The 22,571-nt window shown below is 44.9% G+C and carries 21 protein-coding genes and 1 pseudogene; 14 read left to right on the top strand and 8 right to left on the bottom strand.

Translation table 11 applies throughout. From position 1 onward, the window contains the following. Window positions 1-370, bottom strand: a pseudogene (locus L976_RS13615) (DUF445 domain-containing protein); the annotation flags it as partial. A gap of 348 nt (window positions 371-718) precedes the next feature. Between L976_RS13615 and L976_RS13610 the strand changes: the two are divergent. The 3 genes from L976_RS13610 to L976_RS13600 all read left to right on the top strand — a co-directional run bounded on the left by L976_RS13610 (window position 719) and on the right by L976_RS13600 (window position 5,177). Further along, entirely contained in the window at window positions 719-1,099 is a 381-nt protein-coding gene (locus L976_RS13610) for a VOC family protein (protein ID WP_037419655.1), read from the top strand. A 249-nt stretch (window positions 1,100-1,348) separates the two neighbouring features. Next, window positions 1,349-4,603: a DUF748 domain-containing protein gene (locus L976_RS13605; protein ID WP_047537497.1), complete on the top strand. Its 3,255-nt coding sequence runs from the start codon at window positions 1,349-1,351 to the stop codon at window positions 4,601-4,603. 217 nt (window positions 4,604-4,820) lie between these two features. Continuing rightward, window positions 4,821-5,177 carry a glutaredoxin family protein gene (locus tag L976_RS13600; RefSeq protein ID WP_037419649.1) on the top strand — a complete coding sequence of 119 codons (357 nt, stop codon included), beginning with the start codon at window positions 4,821-4,823 and terminating at the stop codon, window positions 5,175-5,177. 30 nt (window positions 5,178-5,207) lie between these two features. Here L976_RS13600 and L976_RS13595 read toward each other — a convergent pair whose 3' ends face one another. Continuing rightward, window positions 5,208-5,897: an energy-coupling factor ABC transporter permease gene (locus L976_RS13595; protein ID WP_047540500.1), complete on the bottom strand. Its 690-nt coding sequence runs from the start codon at window positions 5,895-5,897 to the stop codon at window positions 5,208-5,210. Between the two features lie 211 nt (window positions 5,898-6,108). On the opposite strand from L976_RS13595, the gene L976_RS13590 reads away from it, so the two are divergent. Further along, complete coding sequence (locus L976_RS13590; RefSeq protein ID WP_037419646.1) at window positions 6,109-6,573, top strand: hypothetical protein; 465 nt, start codon at window positions 6,109-6,111, stop codon at window positions 6,571-6,573. Between the two features lie 116 nt (window positions 6,574-6,689). Here the strand turns inward: L976_RS13590 and L976_RS13585 are convergent, their stop codons facing one another. The 4 genes from L976_RS13585 to L976_RS13570 are packed head-to-tail and all read right to left on the bottom strand — an operon-like array spanning window position 6,690 to window position 12,026. Continuing rightward, the gene (locus tag L976_RS13585) at window positions 6,690-6,869 is read right to left on the bottom strand and encodes a Trm112 family protein (protein ID WP_037419644.1); all 180 of its coding nucleotides are present in this window, start codon (window positions 6,867-6,869) and stop codon (window positions 6,690-6,692) included. Continuing rightward, complete coding sequence (lpxK, locus tag L976_RS13580) at window positions 6,859-7,866, bottom strand: tetraacyldisaccharide 4'-kinase (RefSeq protein ID WP_047537495.1); 1,008 nt, start codon at window positions 7,864-7,866, stop codon at window positions 6,859-6,861. Before lpxK ends, L976_RS13585 begins: the two co-directional genes overlap by 11 nt. Further along, a complete protein-coding gene (msbA, locus tag L976_RS13575) occupies window positions 7,867-9,672 on the bottom strand; it encodes a lipid A export permease/ATP-binding protein MsbA (RefSeq protein WP_047537493.1) in 1,806 nt (601 codons plus the stop codon). A 32-nt stretch (window positions 9,673-9,704) separates the two neighbouring features. Continuing rightward, window positions 9,705-12,026, bottom strand: coding sequence for a DNA internalization-related competence protein ComEC/Rec2 (locus L976_RS13570; protein WP_047537490.1), 2,322 nt, complete (start codon window positions 12,024-12,026; stop codon window positions 9,705-9,707). 32 nt (window positions 12,027-12,058) lie between these two features. Here L976_RS13570 and L976_RS13565 point away from each other — a divergent pair, with 32 nt between their 5' ends. The 6 genes from L976_RS13565 to L976_RS13540 all read left to right on the top strand — a co-directional run bounded on the left by L976_RS13565 (window position 12,059) and on the right by L976_RS13540 (window position 16,116). After that, entirely contained in the window at window positions 12,059-12,568 is a 510-nt protein-coding gene (locus L976_RS13565) for a DUF2062 domain-containing protein (RefSeq protein ID WP_037419631.1), read from the top strand. A gap of 288 nt (window positions 12,569-12,856) precedes the next feature. After that, window positions 12,857-14,032 (top strand): NnrS family protein, encoded by a 1,176-nt coding sequence (locus tag L976_RS13560; RefSeq protein WP_047537487.1) that lies wholly within the window; start codon window positions 12,857-12,859, stop codon window positions 14,030-14,032. A 152-nt stretch (window positions 14,033-14,184) separates the two neighbouring features. Next, on the top strand, window positions 14,185-14,589 hold the full coding sequence (locus L976_RS13555; protein WP_011623180.1) for a phosphate-starvation-inducible protein PsiE: 405 nt from the start codon (window positions 14,185-14,187) through the stop codon (window positions 14,587-14,589). Between the two features lie 150 nt (window positions 14,590-14,739). Continuing rightward, a complete protein-coding gene (locus tag L976_RS13550) occupies window positions 14,740-15,042 on the top strand; it encodes a PilZ domain-containing protein (RefSeq protein ID WP_037419625.1) in 303 nt (100 codons plus the stop codon). 77 nt (window positions 15,043-15,119) lie between these two features. Further along, window positions 15,120-15,788 (top strand): AAA family ATPase, encoded by a 669-nt coding sequence (locus L976_RS13545; RefSeq protein ID WP_011623182.1) that lies wholly within the window; start codon window positions 15,120-15,122, stop codon window positions 15,786-15,788. Then, complete coding sequence (locus L976_RS13540) at window positions 15,775-16,116, top strand: hypothetical protein (protein WP_047537483.1); 342 nt, start codon at window positions 15,775-15,777, stop codon at window positions 16,114-16,116. Before L976_RS13545 ends, L976_RS13540 begins: the two co-directional genes overlap by 14 nt. 110 nt (window positions 16,117-16,226) lie before the next feature. Here L976_RS13540 and L976_RS13535 read toward each other — a convergent pair whose 3' ends face one another. Continuing rightward, window positions 16,227-16,478, bottom strand: coding sequence for a YecH family metal-binding protein (locus L976_RS13535; protein WP_037419620.1), 252 nt, complete (start codon window positions 16,476-16,478; stop codon window positions 16,227-16,229). Window positions 16,479-16,606: 128 nt separating this feature from the next. On the opposite strand from L976_RS13535, the gene L976_RS13530 reads away from it, so the two are divergent. From L976_RS13530 to L976_RS13515, 4 genes are all read left to right on the top strand, one after another. After that, a complete protein-coding gene (locus L976_RS13530) occupies window positions 16,607-18,289 on the top strand; it encodes a sensor histidine kinase (RefSeq protein ID WP_037419617.1) in 1,683 nt (560 codons plus the stop codon). Further along, window positions 18,286-18,996 carry a two-component system response regulator BtsR gene (gene btsR, locus L976_RS13525; protein WP_037427280.1) on the top strand — a complete coding sequence of 237 codons (711 nt, stop codon included), beginning with the start codon at window positions 18,286-18,288 and terminating at the stop codon, window positions 18,994-18,996. Before L976_RS13530 ends, btsR begins: the two co-directional genes overlap by 4 nt. 195 nt (window positions 18,997-19,191) lie before the next feature. After that, window positions 19,192-20,640: a carbon starvation CstA family protein gene (locus tag L976_RS13520; protein WP_037427281.1), complete on the top strand. Its 1,449-nt coding sequence runs from the start codon at window positions 19,192-19,194 to the stop codon at window positions 20,638-20,640. A 125-nt stretch (window positions 20,641-20,765) separates the two neighbouring features. Beyond that, window positions 20,766-21,134: a VF530 family protein gene (locus L976_RS13515; RefSeq protein WP_037419609.1), complete on the top strand. Its 369-nt coding sequence runs from the start codon at window positions 20,766-20,768 to the stop codon at window positions 21,132-21,134. 217 nt (window positions 21,135-21,351) lie between these two features. Here the strand turns inward: L976_RS13515 and L976_RS13510 are convergent, their stop codons facing one another. Further along, on the bottom strand, window positions 21,352-22,461 hold the full coding sequence (locus tag L976_RS13510; RefSeq protein WP_080612398.1) for a PQQ-dependent sugar dehydrogenase: 1,110 nt from the start codon (window positions 22,459-22,461) through the stop codon (window positions 21,352-21,354). Between the last annotated feature and the right edge of the window lie 110 nt (window positions 22,462-22,571).

The raw sequence follows: 22,571 nt of genomic DNA, 5'->3' as shown, positions 1-22,571 counted from the left end.
AAGATTGTGCCACAGTATTGACTAAGGCATCGAAAGACGGTGCTAAGTCTACTTTCTCAATCACAGGCGCCAAATCGATTTGGCTTATACCTTCTTTTTCAGACAAAAAACGATCAATGTTTTCAGCGGTAAAAAACTGTTTCATCATCAGATGAGCAATGCCGAGTTTAAATTCTTCAAACCGCGAAGGCACCACACCAGAACCATACAAACCAGGGACTTTTTCAAACAACATATACACCGCAAGCCAGTTGGTTATCGCACCAGATAATGCAAACAACCCAACATTAAATAGAATGGGTAAGCTCAGTACGTATCCCAAGATCACACAAATGGCTGCCAACACATTGGTCACTAAACTCTTATTCAATCGTTAATCCCCCCTATTACGCAATTTCATCGATTGCAAATGGCGCTAGTTTAGCAAGCGAAGGGGAGTAAGGTCTAATGCTGTAAAACAATACTAACACCACCAATCAGCCGCAAAACAGAGCGCAAACTCAGCAAATACTCAGCGGAGCAGCAGAAGCACAACATCAAGACAAACTCGATAAACAGATTTTTGTTATTTCATTAATTAACATTAACTTAGTTTAATGATTTACAGCAGAAATAATGTCACATTTCTGGATCTGCTTAGGAATTATTGAAAAGCATCGTCTACACTCAAAATACTAATAGCCTCGCCACAAGGCTCAATAACATAAAGGACGCGCTTATGGACTCTGCATTTAATACCGCTGGTGCCTTAGGCTGGCATGAACTCACAACCCACAACACTGAAGAGGCCATGCGCTTTTATGGTGAAGTATTTGGCTGGCAATTTAGAACGGTCAAGATGCCCCATGGTCAGTACCACTTGATTGAAAACCAAGGTGTAGGTATCGGCGGTATCACTGATAATCAGCTCCCGACGCTACCTTCGCACTGGACAGGTTATGTCACGGTCGCCGATGTCGACTTGGTCGCGATTAACGCTAAAAAACTTGGTGGCGATATTCTGTTTGGTCCAGAAGATATTCCGAAAGTGGGTCGCTTTTGTTGGATAAAAGATCCACAAGGCGCCGTCATCGCCGCGATAAGTTATCTCACCACTTAAACTAAGCTATTCGTATTAAAAAGCTTAGCGGTCATAAAATGCCCACTGGAGACACAACATGTTACCCTCGTAAAGCGAGGGTTATGAGTTAACATACATTCTGACTCACATTGGTTGCCATACGGTAACACTCAGATTTAATTGACAAAACACCAAAAAAATCATGCAGAGGTAAGCATTATTCGCTAGAATAACCACATTTATTGATAGATTTCGCGCCAGCGTGCGTATTGGAGCATTAATCTGACTATGCTAACTCAACTATCACGGTTAAAACTCGCGTTTTTTAGTCGCCCCCGATACCAACGAGTTCTCGTCTATTTAACCATTACCTACTTAAGTTACCTTATCGCCCTCGGATTAATACTCCCCAAGGCTATCGTCGCCTTCGCCCCAGAGAAGCTTTCACAGCTATTAGGGCGTCCGGTCAGTTTACAGGGTATGCATATCAATCCTTTTAACTACCGCGTCAATATCGGCCAGCTCGCCGTTAAGGAGAAAGATAATCGGGATTTTGCCGGATTAGCACAGCTCCAATTTGAGGTGCATTTTTGGCAGTCTATATTCAATCGAGCCTTAGTGATTGATCATATTCAGTTGCAAACGCCCTTTGCTCATATCCAACGGTTTCAAACTCATGGGGCAACTCAGTTTAACTTTGACGACATCGTTACCACCCTCAACCAAGCTAAAACCGCCAGCAAACCAGACACGAGTGCTGAACAAGCACGTCCTTTGCGCATCATCTTAGGTGAGTTAACCGTCAGTGCAGCCAAGTTCAAATTTGATGACAAGATAACCAAGGCGCAAATTGATTACCCCAATATCAACTTCAAACTCAGTCAATTAGATACTGAATACCTGATGTTACCTAATCCTGCTAGCGTAGCTAAGACGTCATCAACCAAAGATGCGGTGACAAACAATGCCGTTCCAGCAACAACTACGGCGAATACTACTCCAGCAACATCGGCGACAAATGCCACTACGACTATCGTGCATAACCAATTTGTCGCCCAGTTGCAGGATGCCCACGCAGGTGAAGTGAGCCTTGCCGGACAATTTCAGCTGTTTCCCTTTAAGCTCGTCGGGGATGTACAGCTTGCCAAACTCAAACTTGTGCCGCTCTGGCAATTTGTTGCCGATCAATTCAATGTCAAACTGGGGACAGGTGAGCTTAGTATTAACGCCCATTACCAAGTCGATTTACCCGAGCAAGGTGAATTACAACTCACTGCCGAACGTGGACAAGTGATTGTTGAAAAAGTGAATTTGCTCAATGGTGACCAATCGGTTATCACCTTACCACTACTGGCTGTAGATGGGATCAGCGCTAATCTGGCCAAGCAGCGGGTCAATATTAAGCAAATCCACACTGAAGGCTTAAGTCTTAAGGCTAAGCTAGATGAACAAGATATTGATTTAGTTCAACTATTAATGCCAAAATCTATGGCTGCCAGCACTGATACCGCAACGCCAAACTCGCCTGCAGAAGCGCAAACAGCAGAAGCGTCAGCTGAAACGAACACGTCAGCCGCATCGCCTTCACAAGCAACCTCGGATAAGAGTGTTACTGAACAGCAAGATGCCTGGTTAGTGACACTGGGCGGACTGAATGTCGAAAACTATGATATTCAGCTTGAGGAGCACAAACTCAGCAAAACGGCGCAGCAATGGCGAATCTATCCATTAGATTTTGCGACTGAAACCATAGTGAGCGATTTAAAAGCCCCGATTGAATACCAACTCTCCTTTGGACTAAACGATAAAGGCCATTTTACCTCCAAGGGGCAAGTCGATGTCCTTGGGCAAGCCATCAGCGCTAACCTCAAAGTGGAGCAGTTGGCCTTAGCCCAATTTCAACCTTACCTTGAGCCCTATGTCAATATGCAGCTAAAAAGCGGCCTATTCAGTAGCGATGGCGAGGTTCATGCCGATGGCAAAGGCAAAGCCATTTATCAAGGTAACGTTGAGCTGGATGATTTGAATATCCTCGACAGCATCCGCAAAGCGCCATTGGTGAAATGGCAAAAAATGCATATTAATCAGCTCGATTTTGACCAGCAACAGAATCAAATCAAGATTGATCATTTAAGTTTTGAGCAACCTTATGCCAAGGTTGTTATCGCGAAGGATCGTACAACCAATATCAGCAATCTGATTATTGAACAGCAAGCCATTGCCGAGCCTAAAGTCACTGGACAAATGGCGCAAACTGGCATTCAAGCCGAAATCAGCACCAATACAGTTGCACCATCCCAAACCGCAGCTAAGAAGCCCGAGTTAAGCTTAGATATTCAAAAAATTAGCTTTAACCAAGGATCAGCATTTTTTGCCGATAATTCGCTAACACCTAACTTTGCCTCAGGCATCGAGCAGCTAGAAGGTTATATCAGTCACCTATCCTCCAAGCCGGGTACTAAGGCATCAGTCGATATTAAAGGCAAAATTGACCGCTATGCACCAGTGACATTAAAGGGGGATATTAATCCCTTGTTAGATAAACCTTATCTTGATTTAGACCTGGTTTTTAAGAGTGTTGAGCTGACGTCAGTAAACCCATACTCTGGCACCTATGCGGGCTATTACATTGATAAAGGGCAATTGTCGTTAGCACTTAACTACAAACTTGAGCAAAACCAACTCAAGGGCAGCAACCACCTAGTGATTAATCAACTCAAACTGGGGAAACGCAGTAACAGTGATTTAGCCACCAGTTTACCCGTAACGTTAGCGATTGCATTATTGCAGGATCGCCATGGCGTAATTGACCTAGGAATGGAAGTCTCTGGCGATCTAGACTCACCCAGCTTTAGTGTTGGCAGCATCATCATGACAGCCATTACCAATGTGATTACTAAAGCCGTCACAGCCCCCTTCTCTTTCCTTGCAGGTCTCATTGGCGCTGATGATACCTTAGATAAAATCCCCTTTAATCCCGGGCAATTTACCCTCACTTCCCGTGAGCAAGAAAGCCTAGATAAGCTCGCCAAAGGATTAGAGGATAGACCCATGCTACAGCTCAGTCTTGAGGGCAGTGTCGATGCAATAAACGATAGCCAAGCAATTAGCGAGCGTATGATGAAACGCAAGCTGGCTGCCTTAGCGAATATTCAACTGACGGAATTGCCGGCAGATCTCAGCCCGAGTCAGTTTCCGACTCAAGGACCTCTAGCCGATGCCCTTCTCAAACTCTATGAGCAGGAAGTTAAGGCCAATCCTGATGATGTGAAAGACAATATTATTGCTGAAACCAAAGATGCACCACTGAGTAAAGAGGAACTGACCACCCGATGGCATATCGCGCTTTATAACCTTTCGCTAAAAGCGCAAACGGTCGGTCAAGACAGGTTGGGAGATTTAGCGCAGGAGAGAGCGAAATCAGTCAAGGCCTACCTTGTTGATAGCAAGGGCATCGCACCTGAACGCATTTTCCTACTCGAAAGTCGCGTCACCCTCAATCAAGATGCTGCCCAAGTGAATATGAGCATCGAAGCTAAATAACGCGTTGTACAAGACCATAGAGAATCAAATGCCCAGTATTCACTGGGCATTTTTATTGGTTGATTAAGGTAGCGCCCCCTCGTTCTATTACTTGGCCTAAAACATCCATTAGGTTAAACTCTGCGGCTTTATGCGAGCGGAATCACATTCCGCGCGTCTATCCCCTTTCGCACAGCCAATATTGCGGCGCGCTAAAACACTTTTACTCGAGGTAGTTATGTTCATTATTCGCTGGATTTTAGGCCGGATCATTTTGTTGCTTAACTTTGTGTTCGCCCCAAAGAAACTCAAACGCCCATCAGCAGAACAACAAAAAATCGATGCGCAAACTCAAGCACTGGCGCTATATCAGTACAATGCTTGTCCTTTCTGCGTAAAAGTGCGCCGAGCCATGCGCCGTCAAGGGCTAAATATCCAAACCTTGGATGCAAAAAAATCCCCACATAAAGATGAGCTCATCGCCCAAGGTGGCAAGCAACAAGTGCCCTGTTTACGGATTGAAGACAATGGTCAAGTGCAATGGCTATATGAATCTAAGGATATCATCAGCTACTTAGAACAACGTTTTGCCTAGCACAACAATGCGCGCCCCACGGCGCGCTTTTCATTTACGCCACAAGTACTCACGGTCAGAATAATCAAACAACCATTGGGGTTGATACACCACCAACAGCGTCACCGCCATGCCGTTGAGCAACGCCTCAGGAAAGGCTAATAACGGGATTAACATCAGATAGTTATCAACTAACATGCTCCAGTCATAATCCGCCGACAACCAAAGCCAAAATGCCCAACTAAATTGATGAAAAACCGTCGATAATCCTGCATTAATAAAGGCGCCAACAAAAATAAACACAAAAAGATGCTTAGGAAATAAATGGTAACTGCGGCTGTAAAGCATAAACGCACAGAATAACGGGAGGGCTATTGCAAACAAGCCAAATGCACCAAACTCACCAGGCTGCTTTAGGACAAATATGCTGAAAAACGCACTTGGGAGGAGTAAGGCAACCGTCGCTAAGCGCCAACCAAACATCAATAGACAAGTGACTATCCCTAGAAAATGTAAATGAATTCCGACTTGAATACTGGCATTGAGGAGCCATAAGGTATTTACCGCAATCAGCGTTAACAACAACCGCCATTGCAAGCCTTTATCCTTAACAACCTGCAGTAACTCTTCCTTAGGCCAAATAGCATAAATCCAAAGTCCCAGCAGTAGCAGGCTTACCCCCTGTAATGGGCTGATATTCCAGTCTATTTCAGCAAATCGCTTGGCCCAAAAATCCAGCATCAGTAAGGCTCCGGAGTAGATGCCCATTCAACCTATCGCGACAAGTTTCAGAGCAGATTCAAGTTGTATCGGTATAGGGTGATTAACCAACTTATTCGGGCGAATAAACTTCTTTACCAGTATATCGCGAATAAAACCGATAATTGCATGATATTGAGCGACATATTAAGGTATTCTTCGCTAAGTAAATCATCTAAGAGTAATCCTTGATATGCCATTGAGATCGATAAGCCTGACATTATTGAGCTGCTTAACATTACTCGCTTGCAGCAGCGCTCCGATAGACCCCTCTGAATTTGCAGGTAAATTTAAAGACAAACTCACCACTGATATCCGCGCAGATGGCCTTAAACTCTTTACCTATCAGGCAGGTTTTGCGGAGGAATACTCACCAAGAGATGTCACCGAACGCCCCTTCCCCCACGAAGAACGTATGCGTCAAGTCGCGCAAGATCCCCGCGAGCAGCGTCGTTTATACCAACAACAAGCGGATGCACTCGATATCTGGGGCAGACAAGTTGAATTGGGACTCGAGAAAACCTTAGAAATGACAGGTTACTGCCGCGAAGGTTACTTTGAGTTGAGCCGAATAATAGAATCAGGACGGGGAGAAATACGTGGTGAATGTAAAGAAGGCGCCACTGAGGAAGATAAACAAAAGTTTGTGCGCTTTTAAGTCATGAAAAGGGCGAGATGATCGCCCTGTTCTCTACACTTATGCACGGCGGTGTCGCAAGTACACGACTTGCTCAAACCGTTAAGTGCAATAACGCTGAGTTTTATGCCTAAAAATCAAACTGCTTCATTTAACGGTAAGGCACGATTTTCCAATAACACTGGGATGCCATCGGTAATGGGATAAGCTAATTTGTCCGCTTTACAAATCAATTGCTGCGCCGCCTTATCGTACTCCAACTTTCCTTTACATACTGGACAAGCAACGATATCTAACAGTTTTTTATCAAACGCCATGGGATTTTCCTTTTTTAGCTGCAGCCACAGAGCGTAATCGGCTCAGCAACTGTTGATCAAATTGTGGCGATAGCTTGGCATCGACAGCCAAATACCACCAGTTTTCTTGTGCAAAATCGCGACATTTAACCGCATCTTTTTCAGTCATCATCAAGGGGCGAGATGCTGCAAGCTCGCATAACACGTGTTTATCGTAGGCTTGGTGGTCATCAAAACCATGGGATAACGCGAGTTGAAAACCTTGCTGCGTTAAGGTTTCAAAAAAACGCGCCGGATGACCAATACCCGCCATTGCCACCACGGGCTGCGTCGGGTCAAACACGGCCTCAGCCTTAGGATTTACCGGCAACACCGCACTTGGACTCAGCTGCATCTCATATTGATTCGCCTGCGCGGGTCCACTATTGACCACCACAAAATCCACTTGATTAAGACGCCAAGCACCTTCCCGTAGTGGGCCTGCTGGAAGCAAATGACGATTCCCTAAACCGCGCTTTCCATCAATCACCACCAACTCAATATCACGGCCGAGGGCGTAATGTTGCAAGCCATCGTCACAGATAATGACATCCACGGCAAACTGCGCCAGCAAGGTTCTTGCGGTATCAACACGTTTAGGGCCCACCACCATAGGCACACCAGTACGCGCCACAATCATAGCTGGCTCATCGCCCACATCAGTTGCAGCATCCTTTACGCTAACGACTTTTACCCCTTGGATATGCGCGCCATAACCACGGCTGATCACACCCGGATTAAACCCCTGTTGACGCAGCAGTTCAATCAAATAGATGACAGTGGGGGTTTTACCACTACCGCCAACGGTAATATTGCCCACCACGATCACGGGGACTGGCAGTGTGGTTTGTGATTTAATCCCTAAACGAAATAAACCACGGCGAATTGTGGTAATAAGCGCAAACAACGCAGAAAAAGGCAGTAAGAGCCACCGTAATGGGTGGCCTTGATACCAAATTTTATTAACTAACGCCTGCATTTAGCTACCAAACTGCATTTGGTATAACTTGGCATACATACCGCCAAGTTCGAGTAGCGATTTGTGGGTACCACGCTCAACGATGCGACCTTGATCGACCACTAAAATTTGATCAGCACTTTCAATCGTTGATAAACGGTGAGCAATCACAACCGAGGTGCGGTTTTGGCGTAAATTGTCTAATCCCTGCTGAATCGCTTTCTCAGATTCAGTATCAAGGGCCGATGTCGCTTCATCCAGAATGAGCACTGGTGCATCACGTAACATTGCCCGCGCAATCGCAATCCGTTGTCTCTGACCGCCTGACAATAGCACGCCGTTTTCACCGACTTGGGTATCTAAGCCATCGGGTAATTGCTCAATAAATTCCATTGCATGAGCTAAAGTCGCCGCCTGAATAATCTGCTCGCGGGTGACTTCGCCCGGATAGGCATAGGCGATATTATTGGCAATAGTATCGTTAAACAGTGTCACTTGCTGCGATACCAAAGCCACTTGGCTACGTAATGATTTCAATGAATAATCATAAATACTCACATCATCAAGCAGAATATCGCCAGACGCTAGTCCGGTGTAAAAACGAGTCACCAAGCTTGCAATCGTCGATTTCCCCGACCCAGAGCGCCCGACTAAGGCTAAGGTTTGCCCTTGGGACACTTCAAAGTCAATTTTATCTAAAGCGCGGCGCTCCTGGCCTTCGTAACTAAAAGAAACATTATCGAAACGTAAGTTGCCCTTAGCACGAGTAACGGTATAAGTACCAGTATCCGATTCTGGCAAAGTGTCTAACAGTTCAAATACTGTGGTGCACGCTGCAATACCACGTTGAAATTCGGCATTCACACGCGTGAGGTTTTTGATGGGTTGCAGCATGGCCATCATCGCCCCAAGAATCGTCGCAAAGGTACCCGCGGTCAAATCGGCTTTCATGCTATCTAGGCTCGCCGCATACAGCACAAAGGCCAAGGCAAAAGAGCCAATCACCATGATAAGCGGCTGGCTGATAGCCTGTGCGATCGCAAGCTTCATATTTTGATGACGGTTTCTGTCATTAATTTTGGCAAAGCGAGCCGTTTCTGTTTCTTGTCCACCAAAGGCCAGTACGTTTTTATGACCTTTGATCATCTGCTCCGTTGCGGCACTGACATCCCCCATCGCCGTTTGGATTTGTTTCGACACCTTACGGAAGCGGCGACTCACAATAGTCATCACTAATCCCATAATCGGACCAATCACTAAAATACACAGAGAAAGCTTCCAAGAGTTATAAAACATCAATCCCAGCATACCGATAACGGTCACACCGTCACGAACAATCGAAATCAAGGCACTGCCAGATGCACGGGCAATTTGCTCGGTATCGAAGGTCACTTTTGAAATTAAATTGCCCGTGTTTTCCTTATCCATGTAACTCACTGGTAAACTTAGATAATGTTGAAACACTTGCTGGCGCATATCCATAATTAACCTAGCGCTCATATAAGAAATGCCGTAGGTGGATACGAAGTTTGCAAAGCCGCGCAGGGAGAACATTAAAATAACCACGATAGGCGCCATTAATAGCACTTGGTTATCGGCATGAAAGCCTTGGTTCGTGGGGAGTGCAATACCGTTACTTATCGCTGGTGTACTGCTGGAAAACCCTTTATCGATAAAAGGGCCAATAAAAGAAATAAAAGCCGCATCGACAAGCCCATACACAATAAGGCCAGCAACTGAAAGCAAAAACATGCCCTTCATCGGTTTGAGATAGGCCAGTAATCGCTTGAATACGGTCCACATTTCGTCTTTAGGATATGCTGTCATTGGTAACACTAAATTATGGCAAAGTGCTCATTCTACTCTGGATTAATCAAGTCACCAAATCTAAACAAGCGGTTATACCAAAATGGAGCTAAATCTTGCCGATAGGTTTTTACGTCGAGTCGCCCTTGTTCAAAAGTAACGCTAATTTGTCCTTCAATCCCGGTGGTTAAGTGGTTTATCTGCAAAGCTTGGTAGCGGGCAACGACATCGGCTTTAGGAAAGCCATAACGATTATTCAACCCCGCTGGAAAAAGTACTAACTCCGGTGCCACCCTTTCAATAAATGCCAGCGTAGATGAGGTGCGGCTTCCATGGTGTGGAGCAATAAGCACCTGACTTTTAAGTTTAAAGCCCGCTTGCACTCGCTCAATCAATATACTCTCTGTTTCCTTTTCAATATCACCGCTCAGTAATAGACTTTGCTGACCATCATCAATCCGCAGCACACAAGAAGCATTATTGCCACCCGCCTGGGTTTGTGGGGAAATAAAGCGTAAGGTAAGTTGTTGCCAATCAATCTGTTGTGGCAAACAAGGCTGAGCATTTAAGTGGTCAACATCAGTAATCCATTTTGCCTGAGGATACGCTTTTGCCAGTACTTGAGCGCCTCCAGCATGGTCGTTATCGCCGTGGCTGATCACAATAAAATCGATATCAGTTAATCCTCGAGTATTAAGAAAAGGGATAATCACACGGTCACTGTAGCTAAAATCATCGCCAAATGCGGCGCCCGTATCATAGATAAGTGCCCTATCATCCTTTTCAACCACCACGGCTAATCCTTGCCCGACATCAAGTAAATGTAGCGTCCACTGAGTGGTTTTCGATGCTGTAATGCGCTGAAAAACAGACAATGCCAGAGGAAGAAACAGTAACCCTATCAATAAATGCCAGTGCCAATATTGGCGCCGATGAGGAACATATCGCCACAGAATCAACGCAAAAAGTGCGCACAGGCCGCCTGCTAATAATGTCTCGGAAACCACATGCCAATGGGCGGGTAAATCGACGCTGAGTTCAAGTAACTTGCCGTAGGGAAATAGTCCTAAATCCGCCAAATTGAATAATCCCAGCCACGATTGCCCTAAAAACGTACCTAACCACCAGATGATAAAAGCCAGCATCGATAGCGGAATGACGATAAGACTAAACCAAGGCACCACCAGCATATTCATCCACAAACTATGGATACTCACACCACCAAAAAAGATGGCTTGCAGCAGTCCCAATATCAGGCTTAAGCGCCATTGTATTGACCAAAACTGTATGACTCTGACTCGCGACTTGGCTAAAAAAGTTGTTTTACTATCAACAGACTGTGTAAATTTGGCACTTTCTAAGGTATATAAAATAATCGCCAAAGCACAAAAAGAAAGCCAAAATCCAGCACTCAAACAAGCGAGAGGATCAATGAGTAACACCACAAATAAGGCAAACAGCAAACGGTCCCATGCGCTTGAGTAGCGTCTTAATAAACTCAACAGCATAACCAATAAAATCATCACTAACGCACGCTGTGTTGACACGGCAAAACCGGCTAAATAGCTATAAAATAGAGCACTCACTCCTGCTAAAATGAGCGCAATAACTATATTTCGTCGACTTGGATGCGGCGCCAAACGCGTAAGAAAAAACAAAGCGCAAGCATAGACCCAAGCGGTGATCACCGATAAATGTAATCCCGATATCGCCACCAGATGGCCCGTGCCCGTTTGCCTTAACGCCTGCCACTTAGTTTGCGAGATAAGTTGTTTATCCCCGAGGATTAACGCCAGCAGAATATCCCCCTGTGTTAACGCAGATAACTTTGGAGCAAGTCGTGTGATTAAGTGATGTCTTAACGAAAAACGCTCAGCTTGAAGCCTTGCATGCATAACGCGGCCTTTACCGACAATATGCTGACTAATCAATTGCTTTTGTTCGTTATATCCTCCTTGATTGAGAACACTGGATATACTTTTAGGCATAAAAGTGAAATCCCAAACTTGCCCAACTTGCAGTGTCGCCTCGGATTGCCAGGTTAAACGCAACTTAGCCGTTGGCCCAAAGATTAAATTTGGTTTATCGACAACAATATCGAAGCTAACCCAGTCGCTGTTTTGACTAACTAGTGATATGATTTCGCCCCTCACCTGTATAGGCTGTTGGGATAAAGGAAGATCCTGCCGAGATAACACTAAGCAAAATCCTGTTAGCCAGAACATCGCAAAGAGTGTGCCAGATAAGCTAGGTGCTTTTTTGAATAAGATGAGAGCCCCAAAGCAAAAGTAGGGTAGATAAGTAATTGGCGGCAGCGAAGGCCATAACATCGCTGACAGTAAGGTGGCACTAAAGCCAAACATGAATCCATTCATAGTGAATTAAGTTAAGACAGCAATTTCAGCCTATGCCAAAAAAATTAATAAAAAGATTTATGCCTAAGCCTGAAACCCTGCGTGAGCACAAACACCTACGCATTTTCGGTCGCTTATTACACAATCCTAATCTTTGGGCGCTTAATCGACGCTCTGCGCCGGGGGCCTTTGCCATAGGCTTGTTTGTCGCTTGGATCCCAATGCCTTTTCAGATGGTGGTCGCCGCGGCCTTTGCAATCCTTTTTAATGTCAATATTCCCGTTTCCGTCGCTTTAGTCTGGATCACCAATCCACTTACGATGCCAGTTATGTTTTATGGGGCTTATTTATTAGGTGCAAAAATTCTGGGCCACGCACCGCAGGAATTTGCCTTTGAGGCAAGCTGGCAATGGATAGAAGCCTCATTAGCCACAATTGGGCCAGCATTCCTACTAGGTTGCCTAGTATTAGGGATCGTGTTTTCTACTGTAGGATATTTAATGATCAGTAACCTCTGGAAATACTCGATCATGTTTAAGTGGCAAAAGCGTAAGACCAAATAATTGCGACTTGCAGACACAATGGCTTAACTTGTTTTATGTTAGAGAAATTAACTTTCCTAATTGAACAAGTTAAGCATTAACACCTTTTTAGTGTTTGCATCTCTGTATTTCCTTTACGTCCTCTATTGTAATTTATTCTTACCTTATCAATAGATTAAACCACGACGATAAGACTATCTTTATCCCTTCACCCGGACACTTACTTACAAGCTACTCATAAGTAGATATATACATTCATTTAATTTGCAGCTTAAAATACTTTTCGTGTTTCACTACTACGCTGTCATTATGTTGAATATTGATGAACCTGCACATTTACAACCTAAAATACCGCTTTTCCGCTTAGGTTTTAGACCTTTCTTCTTATTTGCGAGTCTATTTAGTCTATTAAGTTTAGGGATCTGGGGAGGATTTCTTTCCGGTCTGCCATTACTTCCTAACAACATCAATCCTTTATGGTGGCATGGTCATGAGATGATTTTTGGGTTTGCCTGTGCCGTCGTCGCAGGTTTTTTACTCACCGCAGTACAAAACTGGACAGGGCAACCTGGGTTGAAAGGCTTACCCCTTATAGGGCTATTTACGGTCTGGTTACTACCAAGGCTTTTATTTATATTGCCGCTAGATATTCCGTTTGTGGCGATCATGATCATCGACTTGATGTTTTTACCCTTAACCGCAATTGCATTATCAATATCTGTGGTTAAAGTACGCCAATGGCGTAACTTTGTGTTTATCCCTATTCTCAGTTTACTCACGCTTTTTAATGGATTTAGCTATTACGGTTTAATAACTAATCAATTACAGTGGGCTAATAATGGTCTTTATGCAGCAGTCATCCTTGTTGGGGTAATTGTTGCTCTGCTTGGTGGTAGAGTGATCCCATTCTTTACTGAGCGCGCCACCCAATGGCAAAGACACTCCCCCATTCCCGTACTGGAATGGTTAAGTTTTGCTAGCCTATTAGCGCTTGTTGCGAGTCTCTTTTTACCGCAGATAATATTACTGACGCGCGCTCTGGCTGGTATAGCGGGTCTGGTATTGTTACTACGTTGGTCTCGTTGGGGATGGCTGGCAAGTTGGTCTGTGCCGCTGTTATGGTCACTGCATTTAAGTTACTTATGTATTCCCATTGGTTTGATACTGATTGCTACAGGACTACCACTTTCCGTAGGAATGCATGCCATTACTGTTGGAGGACTTGGCGGCATGATCCTCGCAATGATGTCGAGGGTATCGCTAGGCCATACCGGCAGACAACTAAAACCCGCTAGGCCAATGACACTGGCTTTTGGGTTAATGTTACTGGCTACAGAGTTCCGTGTCTTAGCGGGTTTACCCAGTGCATGGTTTATTGAATTAATGCTCGCAGCCATTATTTGTTGGATGCTGGCTTTTGGGTGTTTCTGTTACTACTACGCACCAATGCTTTGTCGCGTCAGAGCCGATGGGCGGCCAGGCTAAGCAAGGTGACTTGAGAAAACTCATGGCGCGATGCCTTTAGCAGACAACCAATTACTATCTTGTGAATTGAGTCACAGAGAATCGCGTCTCTTTTCCCTACCTAAAGTATTTTTACTGTTACTATTTACAAAAATATTGAGTAGGGAGTACCCATGCCATTTTATCGTCAATATGGTGCCAAAGGCTTAAAAGCAGTTGAGCATCTCGTCTTAATCATCATAGCAATAGCGACTGTGGTTGCTATTGGTCAAGAAATTGTCCATGTATTTAATGTCGGCGCAGTCGCCCTTGCCGATCTGTTGTTATTGTTTATTTATCTCGAAGTACTGGCCATGGTTGCTAATTATGCAGAATCGGGAAAATTGCCCGTGCGCATGCCGCTGTATATTGCCATTGTTGCCCTTGCACGTTATTTGATCTTAGATATGAAGAGTATGGATGACTGGCGGATCGCCGCAATTTCGCTTTCAACCTTGATCCTTGCGGCAACGGTCATCGTGATCCGTTGGGGCCAATTAAAAATGCCCTATCCTAAAAATCAAGAATACGATAACTAATTACTACTGGGCGCCATTGCCAACCAAGCTCAATGGCGCCATTCTTTACCTGCAAAATCCTTCCAAATCCCTCGCTTTCAGATTGGTATTCTGCCAAAAAGCAATTATGCTAGTTTTACTGAGATCAATTATTTACGGGACAATTGAGTTATGGGTGAACATCCAGTTGGATTTGAAGAAAAACGCAGCTCACTTCGAGTAGATATGGAAGCTGAACGCGTGCTCTTGCATTGGACTGATAAGAATGGCGTTGAACATACGGACGAAGGCGTATGTATCGATTTAGCCCGCAGAGGCATTCTGTTTGATTATAAAAACCCATTTGAACTCGGTGAATTAGTTAACGTGACATTCAATCCAGAAACATCCCGACAAAATAGCGTAAAAGGCCAAGTTTGCCGCTGCTCTAAACGTCATGATCAAAGTTATCATGTCGCGATGCAATTGCTTTAATTTCAATCTAGCTACGCAGGGTCGATTGAGCTGTTCTACACTGAATTAGTTGAACTATTCGTACAAAGGACATTGCTATGATATTGCTGGTGGGTGGAGAGAAAGGTGGCAGTGGCAAGAGTTGCCTCGCGCAAAATCTTGCGGTTTATATAAAGCAAAAATTTGCCGCCAATGTACTAATGGTAGACTGCGATCCCCAACGTACAACATCCGATTGGATCCAAGCTCGAAACAACGACCCTAGCCTCCCAGCAATCAATTGTATTCAGCTCTACGGCAAAATACGTAACGATCTGCTCAGTCTTAATGAACGCTTCGACTACGTCATTGTTGACTGTGGCGGTCAAGATAACCTTGCTATGCGCGCCGCCATGTCGGTGGCCACTTACGTAGTTATCCCACTTAGACCCAAACGTCGCGATCTTAAAACCTTACCCCATATGGAAGATATGCTCAGCACCTGTAAGATGGTTAATCCCAAAATGGTGGCAACCATTGTGCTAACCCAATGTCCCGCTTTGCCCACCCAAGTAAAGCGTATTTTAGAGGCCAAAGAAGTAGTCCAATCCTTTGGATTACGCGTACTCAATTCGGTGACTTTTTGCCGAAATATCTACGATGACAGTGAGGAAAAAGGATCGTCCGTAATGGAAATTGAGCCAGATGGGAAAGCGGCCGACGAGATCCGCGCCATAGTGGATGAGCTGTTCACCTTACCACCAGAAAATAGTTATGAGCTTAACTGATCTTAAACGCAAGAAACCAAAACAAGTTATCAAAACGGTTTCTATTGAGGATTTTATCGAAGATGCCAATAACTATGCTTTAGGTAAAGCGAGTATTTTAGCGGTGCCTCCCGCAGAGCCAAAAGGCTTAGATAAAAAGTCAGCCAAAATTTATCGCCATGCCACCTTTACCTTAACGGAAACCAGTATTACCCAATTAGATGGGCTCGCTAAAGGAACTAAAATAGCCAAATCACGCTTATTGCGGATCTTGATTGATGAATTCTGTCAAAAAACGATTGCAGAACAGCTTGAAGTGGTAAATAAAAGTAAGCAGGATGAGCATTAATCTTCATGAGCATCAAGGTAAACCAATCCGCTGATCACCCTTTCTTTAACAGCAAGTTATGGCCTATGACCCCAAGCTATTGCGCGGCTCATAGACCAGATTAGCCATACTTAATGATGAGAATGATGACACTGCCGCCCAGCAACAAGGGCGAGCCCTTGCGCTGATTCTGCCATTTTCCCTTTACTCAACAACAAAAAAATTAACTCCTCCGCAGTAAGGTTTTCGGCACTACAAGTGTGATAACGCGCTGCTTCACCAAAAGTTTCAGTCATCAGAGCAATAAACTGAGGCTTTAAAACGGGATGAGCTTGCGCTACCATCAGCGCCATAACGTCATGACCGTGAACAGAATCGGACATAGTCTCTCCAAAAGATGCAAATAAGATTAGGCTTTATAACCGAACTGTTGAATTTTAACCCTGATCTCGCGCACATACTGCCAATGTCAATAACTGCGCTGACCGCTGTGACGATAAAGTGAGCCACTATGTCCTTGATCTTGCTACTGACCCAACAGATGTCACTTTATTTAGTGATTGTTTATTTAGTCAGTAAAACACCTCTTTTTAAACTGTTTGCAGAAACATCACCGCGCCTACCTCATAAAATATTTATTTATCTGGTTTTTTCTAGCTTTTGTATCATGGCGACCTATTTTGGTGAGCAAACTTCAGGGGCCATTGCCAATACTCGCGCCATGGGTGCCGTGCTAGGCGGTTTACTCGGCGGTCCTGTCACCGGATTTTTAGTCGGATTCACTGGCGGTTTACACCGCTACAGCATGGGTGGCTTTACCGATTTAGCCTGCGCGATTTCAACCACTCTCGAAGGACTCTCCGCGGGAATGATCAGTTTTTACCTACGCCGCGCGGGTAAGAGTGAACTTATCTACAATCCGCTCTTAGTCTGTTTGGTGACCTTTTACGCCGAAATGATGCAAATGAGCATTATTTTGCTGATTGCACGCCCGTTTGATGCCGCATGGGAATTAGTGCGGCAGATAGCTCCGCCTATGCTGTTGGTTAATTCCATTGGCGCAGCGCTGTTTATGAGCATGATCCGCGACCAAAAAACCATGTTTGACAAGCTCTCCTCTAGTTTCTCAACCAAGGCGCTTAAAATTGCCGAGCGCAGTGTTGGGCTGCTTTCTAAGGGGTTTAACGAAGAAAGCAGCGGCAAGGTCGCGCAAATTGTCATTGAAGAAACCAATGTGGGTGCTGTTGCCATTACGGACAGAGAAAAACTTTTGGCCTTTATCGGTATTGGTGCCGACCATCATATCCCTGGAACACCGATTTCCTCAAAAATCACCCTTGAGGCCATAAACCAAAACAAGGTGATGTTCGCCGATGGGGTGGAGATGCCCTATTCCTGCTCGATTTCGAGCCAGTGTAAACTCGGTTCGAGCCTTGTGATCCCACTTCGCAGCGACACCGAAGTCATTGGCACCATCAAGTTATACGAGCCAAAAAATAAACTATTTTTGAACATTAATCGCACCTTAGGGGAAGGGATTGCTCGGCTATTGTCGAACCAGATCCTCTACGGCCGTTTTGAACAGCAGCAAAACCTGCTCACCCAAGCGGAATTAAAATTACTGCAAGCTCAAGTGAATCCACACTTTTTATTCAACGCTCTCAATACCATCAGTGCGATTATTAAGCGCGATCCCGATATGTCGAAGCAACTGTTGCAGCAGTTGTCACAATTTTTGCGGATCAATTTAAAACGTACAACGGGTTTAGTGACACTCGGGGATGAGCTCGATCACATAGCGTCTTATCTCACTATTGAGAAAGCGAGATTTATTGATAAATTACAGGTCAACATTGCTATACCTGAATCACTTTACCACTGTAAAGTGCCTGCATTTACCCTACAACCCATCATTGAGAATGCGGTAAAACATGGCACCTCCCATATGATTGAGCAAGGACAAATCAAGGTCACAGGACGCATGGATGACCATATATTAGCCCTTGAGGTGACAGATAACGCCGGCCTTTATCAACCCTCAATCGATTCTGAGGGATTGGGGATGAATTTAGTTCATAAACGGATACAAAATCTGTTTGGCGAACAGTATGGCATCCAAGTTGAATGCAAACCGGATGAATACACCAAGGTGACCATCCGCTTACCCATAGAACAGACGGAAACTAGCACGTGATCACTTGTTTGATTGTCGATGATGAATTGTTTGCCCGCGAGGAACTTGCGGATTTGCTCGGCCAAGAAGCCGACATTGAGATTATTGGCCAATGCAGCAACGCCATAGAAGCATTGCAAACCATTGCCAAAGAAAAGCCTCAATTAGTTTTTCTCGACATCCAAATGCCACGTATTTCAGGCATGGAACTGATTGCTATGCTCGATCCCGACACCTTACCTAAAATCGTGTTTGTCACTGCATTTGATGAATTTGCCGTCAAAGCCTTTGATAATCATGCCTTTGATTATTTACTTAAGCCAATAGATGCCGATCGACTCAGCCAAACCCTAAAACGTGTTCGTAAGGACCTCACTCCGCAAGCCGTGAATCTGATCGCGCCTCGATGCCTCGAGCACCTACCCTGTTACAGCGGTAGTAAATTAAAAGTGATCCCCATTCAAGATGTTGAGTATGTTTTTAGTGATTTAAGCGGTATTCATGTCGCCTGTACCAAGGGCAAAGTCCATACCCAACTTACCCTTAAAGTGCTGGAAGAAAAAACACCGCTAGTGCGTTGCCATCGCCAATATCTGATTTCACCCAAAGCCATTGCCGAAATAGAGCTGCTCGATACTGGCGCCGAAGTCACGACTCTGCTTGGCGACAAAGTGCCCGTTTCTCGCCGTTATTTAAAAAGTCTTAAGCAATTGTTCGGCTTCCAATAGCCCCATTGTTAACCACTAATGCGCGTATCTAAGCCGCTGGAGGCGGTTAATACTTATGAATGACATCCTCATACAACCGCTCGCCCCATTCTATTGCCGCTGAGTCAGCATTATCGACCTCTCACCCAGTTACCCCTGTTTTATGTAAACAACTTGTTTACACTCTGCACAACTCAAAATGGGGAGATAACTAAAATGATGTGGTTCCTACTCTGTGTCGGTCTATTGATCGGCGGCTACTTTATCTACGGTACCTTTGTCGAAAAGGTATTTGGTATCAACGAAAAACGTCAGACACCGGCTTTTACCCAAACCGACGGTGTGGACTATGTGCCTATGTCGAAAGGCAAAGTGTACTTAATCCAATTATTGAATATCGCGGGTGTGGGTCCAATCTTCGGTCCAATCCTCGGGGCGCTCTACGGTCCTTCAGCGATGTTGTGGATTGTGATCGGCTGTATCTTCGGAGGAGCGGTGCACGATTACTTCTCCGGTATGTTGTCGGTCCGTAATGGTGGGCAATCTGTACCAAACCTTGCCGGTAAGTATTTAGGCAAAAGTGCCAAGCACTTTATGAATGTGTTTGCCATCATTCTATTATTGCTCGTAGGTGTGGTGTTTATCTCTGCGCCAGCAGGCCTGTTAGGCAAACTAACGGGTTGGGATGTTAGCATTTTTGTTGCGATTATCTTCGTTTACTACCTGATTGCCACTGTGGTACCCGTCGATAAAATTATCGGCCGTTTATATCCTTTCTTTGGCGCGCTGTTGTTCTTCATGTCATTTGGTTTAGCCTTTGCGATCATGTTATCAAGCGAACATACGCTACTGCCCAATGTGCAAGCGGGCGACTTCTTCCAAAATTTAAACCCTAAAGATATGCCATTATGGCCTGCGCTGTTTATCACCATCGCTTGTGGTGCGATTTCAGGCTTCCACGCCACGCAATCACCACTGATGGCACGTTGCGTTGAAAACGAAAAGAACGGTCGTTTTGTGTTCTTTGGTGCCATGATCGGTGAAGGTATCATCGCCCTACTCTGGTGTGCGATTGCACTGTCTTACTTCCACGGTGTTGAAGGATTAAGCACAGGCATGGCGGGTAACCCTGCAAACGTTGTATACGAAGCATCAACTGGTCTGTTAGGCGCAGTGGGTGGCTTTATGGCAATCCTTGGTGTGATCATTCTGCCAATTACTTCAGGCGATACGGCTTTCCGCTCTGCTCGTCTGATTTTGGCTGAATTCTTTAACATGCCGCAGGTGGCTTTACCTAAACGTTTAGTGTTAGCTATTCCATTGTTTGTGATTGGTGGCTTACTGACTCAAGTCGACTTCGGCGTGATCTGGCGCTACTTCGGTGTGGCTAACCAAGCGACAGCTGTATTAATGCTCTGGACGGCCTCAGCTTACCTACTGCGTCACAATAAACTGCACTGGATCACCACCATTCCAGCCATGTTTATGACCACAGTAGTTATCACCTTCCTACTTAACTCTGCAACTTTAGGTGCAGGCTTACCGATGACCTTATCCACCATCGCAGGGACTGTTTCAACGCTAGTCATCACAGGCTTACTGATTGTGAAAACCAAAGGTAAAGGTGAAGTTGATAGCGACAGCGAATTACCCGATGAAGCTTAATTTCCAACAATATTGATATACAAAGCAAACGGGCACTGATGAGTGCCCGTTTTTTTATCTATGATTTTAGTCAATCGGTATAATACTGGTATAATCCGATTATTGTTCACGGTAATTTATACAAAATGACTCAAGAAAATAACCCATTACACGGCATCAAACTGGAAACCATAGTCACACAACTCGTTGAGCACTATGGCTGGGAAGAACTCGGAGCTCGCATCAAGATCCGCTGTTTTACCGAAGATCCGAGTATCAAATCGAGTCTACGATTTTTAAGAAAAACCGATTGGGCACGGGAAAAAGTAGAATATTTATATTTAAAAACCAATAAACTGCCGTTGCCCGCCGCGAAAACATCCAATGCACCAGCGAAGACATCGGCCAAAAAACCTGCAAAACCAGCACAGAAACCAGCTCAGGCAAGTACGGCTACATCAATAGCCGCAACAGATGGCCAGATTAATAGCCATATCTGGGGCAAGCGCGACTAAATTTCGTGTGAATATTCAAACGCATACTCACAAGAACAGACAAAAATGCGCGGAATAATTAATTCAATTTCAATTATCCCGCGCATTATTTTTTAATCTGTCTATCAGCTAGATTAGCGCCAATCCAATATCCTTCGGTGGGCAACCATGATTGGCAAGAGTCCCCTGCTAATCAAGCCAACGGCTAAGAATAAGCGTTTAAGACTTCACCTATTGGCTACTTTGTCTGCGGATAAGTGACGCGATAGATTGCCCCTGCATAATCATCCGACACGAGTAAACTGCCATCGGCCAATTCAGCAAAGGCCACTGGGCGACCAAAGGTTTGCTCGCCCTGCATAAAGCCAGTTAAAAATGGAGTGTATTTGACCACCTTGCCTTGCTCTATCGTCGCCACGGCCACTTTATAACCCGCTTTCTTAGTGCGATTCCATGAACCATGTTCAGCGACAAACAACTGCTGTTGATAGCCGCTAGGGAACTGTTTACCAAGATAAAAATGAATGCCTAGTGGCGCCACGTGAGCCCCTAAGGAGAGCGCAGGAGCGGTGTACTTGGTAGGATCTTTACCTTGGCCAAACTCAGGGTCAAGAATTGTACCTGCATGCACATAGGGGAAGCCAAAATGTTCACCCAAGTAACTGACCTTATTGATTTCGCAGGGAGGAATATCATCGCCCATCATGTCGCGGCCATTATCGCTAAACCAAAGGGTTTGAGTGCCAGGCTGAAAATCAAACCCGACGGAATTACGAACCCCTTGGGCAATGGTGGTTAATTTTTTAGTCTCGAGATTGAGCGAGAAAATACGTCCATAGCGTTCATTCTCCGCGCACACATTACAAGGCACGCCTACAGGAATGATTAACTCGCCAGTCGGTGAAACCCCTAGTACTTTCCAGCCATGGTGGGTTTCAGTTGGAAACCCATCAAAGACCACCTCAAATGTTGGTGAGTTTAAGTGGTTATCAATATCCTTGAAGCGAATGATGCGCTCCACTTCGGAGACATACAGATCGCCATCTTTGATCACCACACCTGATGGTAGCTTTAGTCCCGAGGCAACCAGAATTTTCTCATCGGCAACACCGTCCTGGTTACGGTCGATAAGGGCATAAACATTCCCGGCCTTCATCGAGCCCGCATAGACAATGCCTTTTTCGGATACGGCAATTTCGCGCGCATTGTCAACATTATCTGCAAATAAGCTCAGGTTAAAGCCTTCTGCAACGGTCAGTTTATCTAAAATATTTTTAGCCATCGCAGGCACACTTATTCCACTCAAAGCCAAAAATGCAGCGCATGTTATTTGTAGTTTACGAGCCATATCTTTCATATCCTTATCAGTCAAAAAGTGAACGACCTTAACCATTAATCCCCTAACCTATCCTAGATACGCCTTTTGTATCAAATAGGATGCTTAGCACTTAAGTTTTT

The sequence above is a fragment of the Shewanella sp. ZOR0012 genome (assembly GCF_000798835.1).
Lineage (GTDB): Bacteria > Pseudomonadota > Gammaproteobacteria > Enterobacterales > Shewanellaceae > Shewanella > Shewanella xiamenensis.
The sequence above is the reverse complement of the archived record's forward strand: the minus strand, read 5'-3'. Positions and strand labels throughout refer to the sequence as shown.

Excerpts from the sequence above, each read along its gene's own strand:
- L976_RS13610 (WP_037419655.1), top strand. The coding sequence starts at position 719 with ATGGACTCTGCATTTAATACCGCTGGTGCCTTAGGCTGGCATGAACTC.
- L976_RS13605 (WP_047537497.1), top strand. The coding sequence starts at position 1,349 with ATGCTAACTCAACTATCACGGTTAAAACTCGCGTTTTTTAGTCGCCCC.
- L976_RS13600 (WP_037419649.1), top strand. The coding sequence starts at position 4,821 with ATGTTCATTATTCGCTGGATTTTAGGCCGGATCATTTTGTTGCTTAAC.
- L976_RS13595 (WP_047540500.1), bottom strand. The coding sequence starts at position 5,897 with ATGCTGGATTTTTGGGCCAAGCGATTTGCTGAAATAGACTGGAATATC.
- L976_RS13590 (WP_037419646.1), top strand. The coding sequence starts at position 6,109 with ATGCCATTGAGATCGATAAGCCTGACATTATTGAGCTGCTTAACATTA.
- L976_RS13585 (WP_037419644.1), bottom strand. The coding sequence starts at position 6,869 with ATGGCGTTTGATAAAAAACTGTTAGATATCGTTGCTTGTCCAGTATGT.
- lpxK (WP_047537495.1), bottom strand. The coding sequence starts at position 7,866 with ATGCAGGCGTTAGTTAATAAAATTTGGTATCAAGGCCACCCATTACGG.
- msbA (WP_047537493.1), bottom strand. The coding sequence starts at position 9,672 with ATGACAGCATATCCTAAAGACGAAATGTGGACCGTATTCAAGCGATTA.
- L976_RS13570 (WP_047537490.1), bottom strand. The coding sequence starts at position 12,026 with ATGAATGGATTCATGTTTGGCTTTAGTGCCACCTTACTGTCAGCGATG.
- L976_RS13565 (WP_037419631.1), top strand. The coding sequence starts at position 12,059 with ATGCCAAAAAAATTAATAAAAAGATTTATGCCTAAGCCTGAAACCCTG.
- L976_RS13560 (WP_047537487.1), top strand. The coding sequence starts at position 12,857 with ATGTTGAATATTGATGAACCTGCACATTTACAACCTAAAATACCGCTT.
- L976_RS13555 (WP_011623180.1), top strand. The coding sequence starts at position 14,185 with ATGCCATTTTATCGTCAATATGGTGCCAAAGGCTTAAAAGCAGTTGAG.
- L976_RS13550 (WP_037419625.1), top strand. The coding sequence starts at position 14,740 with ATGGGTGAACATCCAGTTGGATTTGAAGAAAAACGCAGCTCACTTCGA.
- L976_RS13545 (WP_011623182.1), top strand. The coding sequence starts at position 15,120 with ATGATATTGCTGGTGGGTGGAGAGAAAGGTGGCAGTGGCAAGAGTTGC.
- L976_RS13540 (WP_047537483.1), top strand. The coding sequence starts at position 15,775 with ATGAGCTTAACTGATCTTAAACGCAAGAAACCAAAACAAGTTATCAAA.
- L976_RS13535 (WP_037419620.1), bottom strand. The coding sequence starts at position 16,478 with ATGTCCGATTCTGTTCACGGTCATGACGTTATGGCGCTGATGGTAGCG.
- L976_RS13530 (WP_037419617.1), top strand. The coding sequence starts at position 16,607 with ATGTCCTTGATCTTGCTACTGACCCAACAGATGTCACTTTATTTAGTG.
- L976_RS13520 (WP_037427281.1), top strand. The coding sequence starts at position 19,192 with ATGATGTGGTTCCTACTCTGTGTCGGTCTATTGATCGGCGGCTACTTT.
- L976_RS13515 (WP_037419609.1), top strand. The coding sequence starts at position 20,766 with ATGACTCAAGAAAATAACCCATTACACGGCATCAAACTGGAAACCATA.
- L976_RS13510 (WP_080612398.1), bottom strand. The coding sequence starts at position 22,461 with ATGGCTCGTAAACTACAAATAACATGCGCTGCATTTTTGGCTTTGAGT.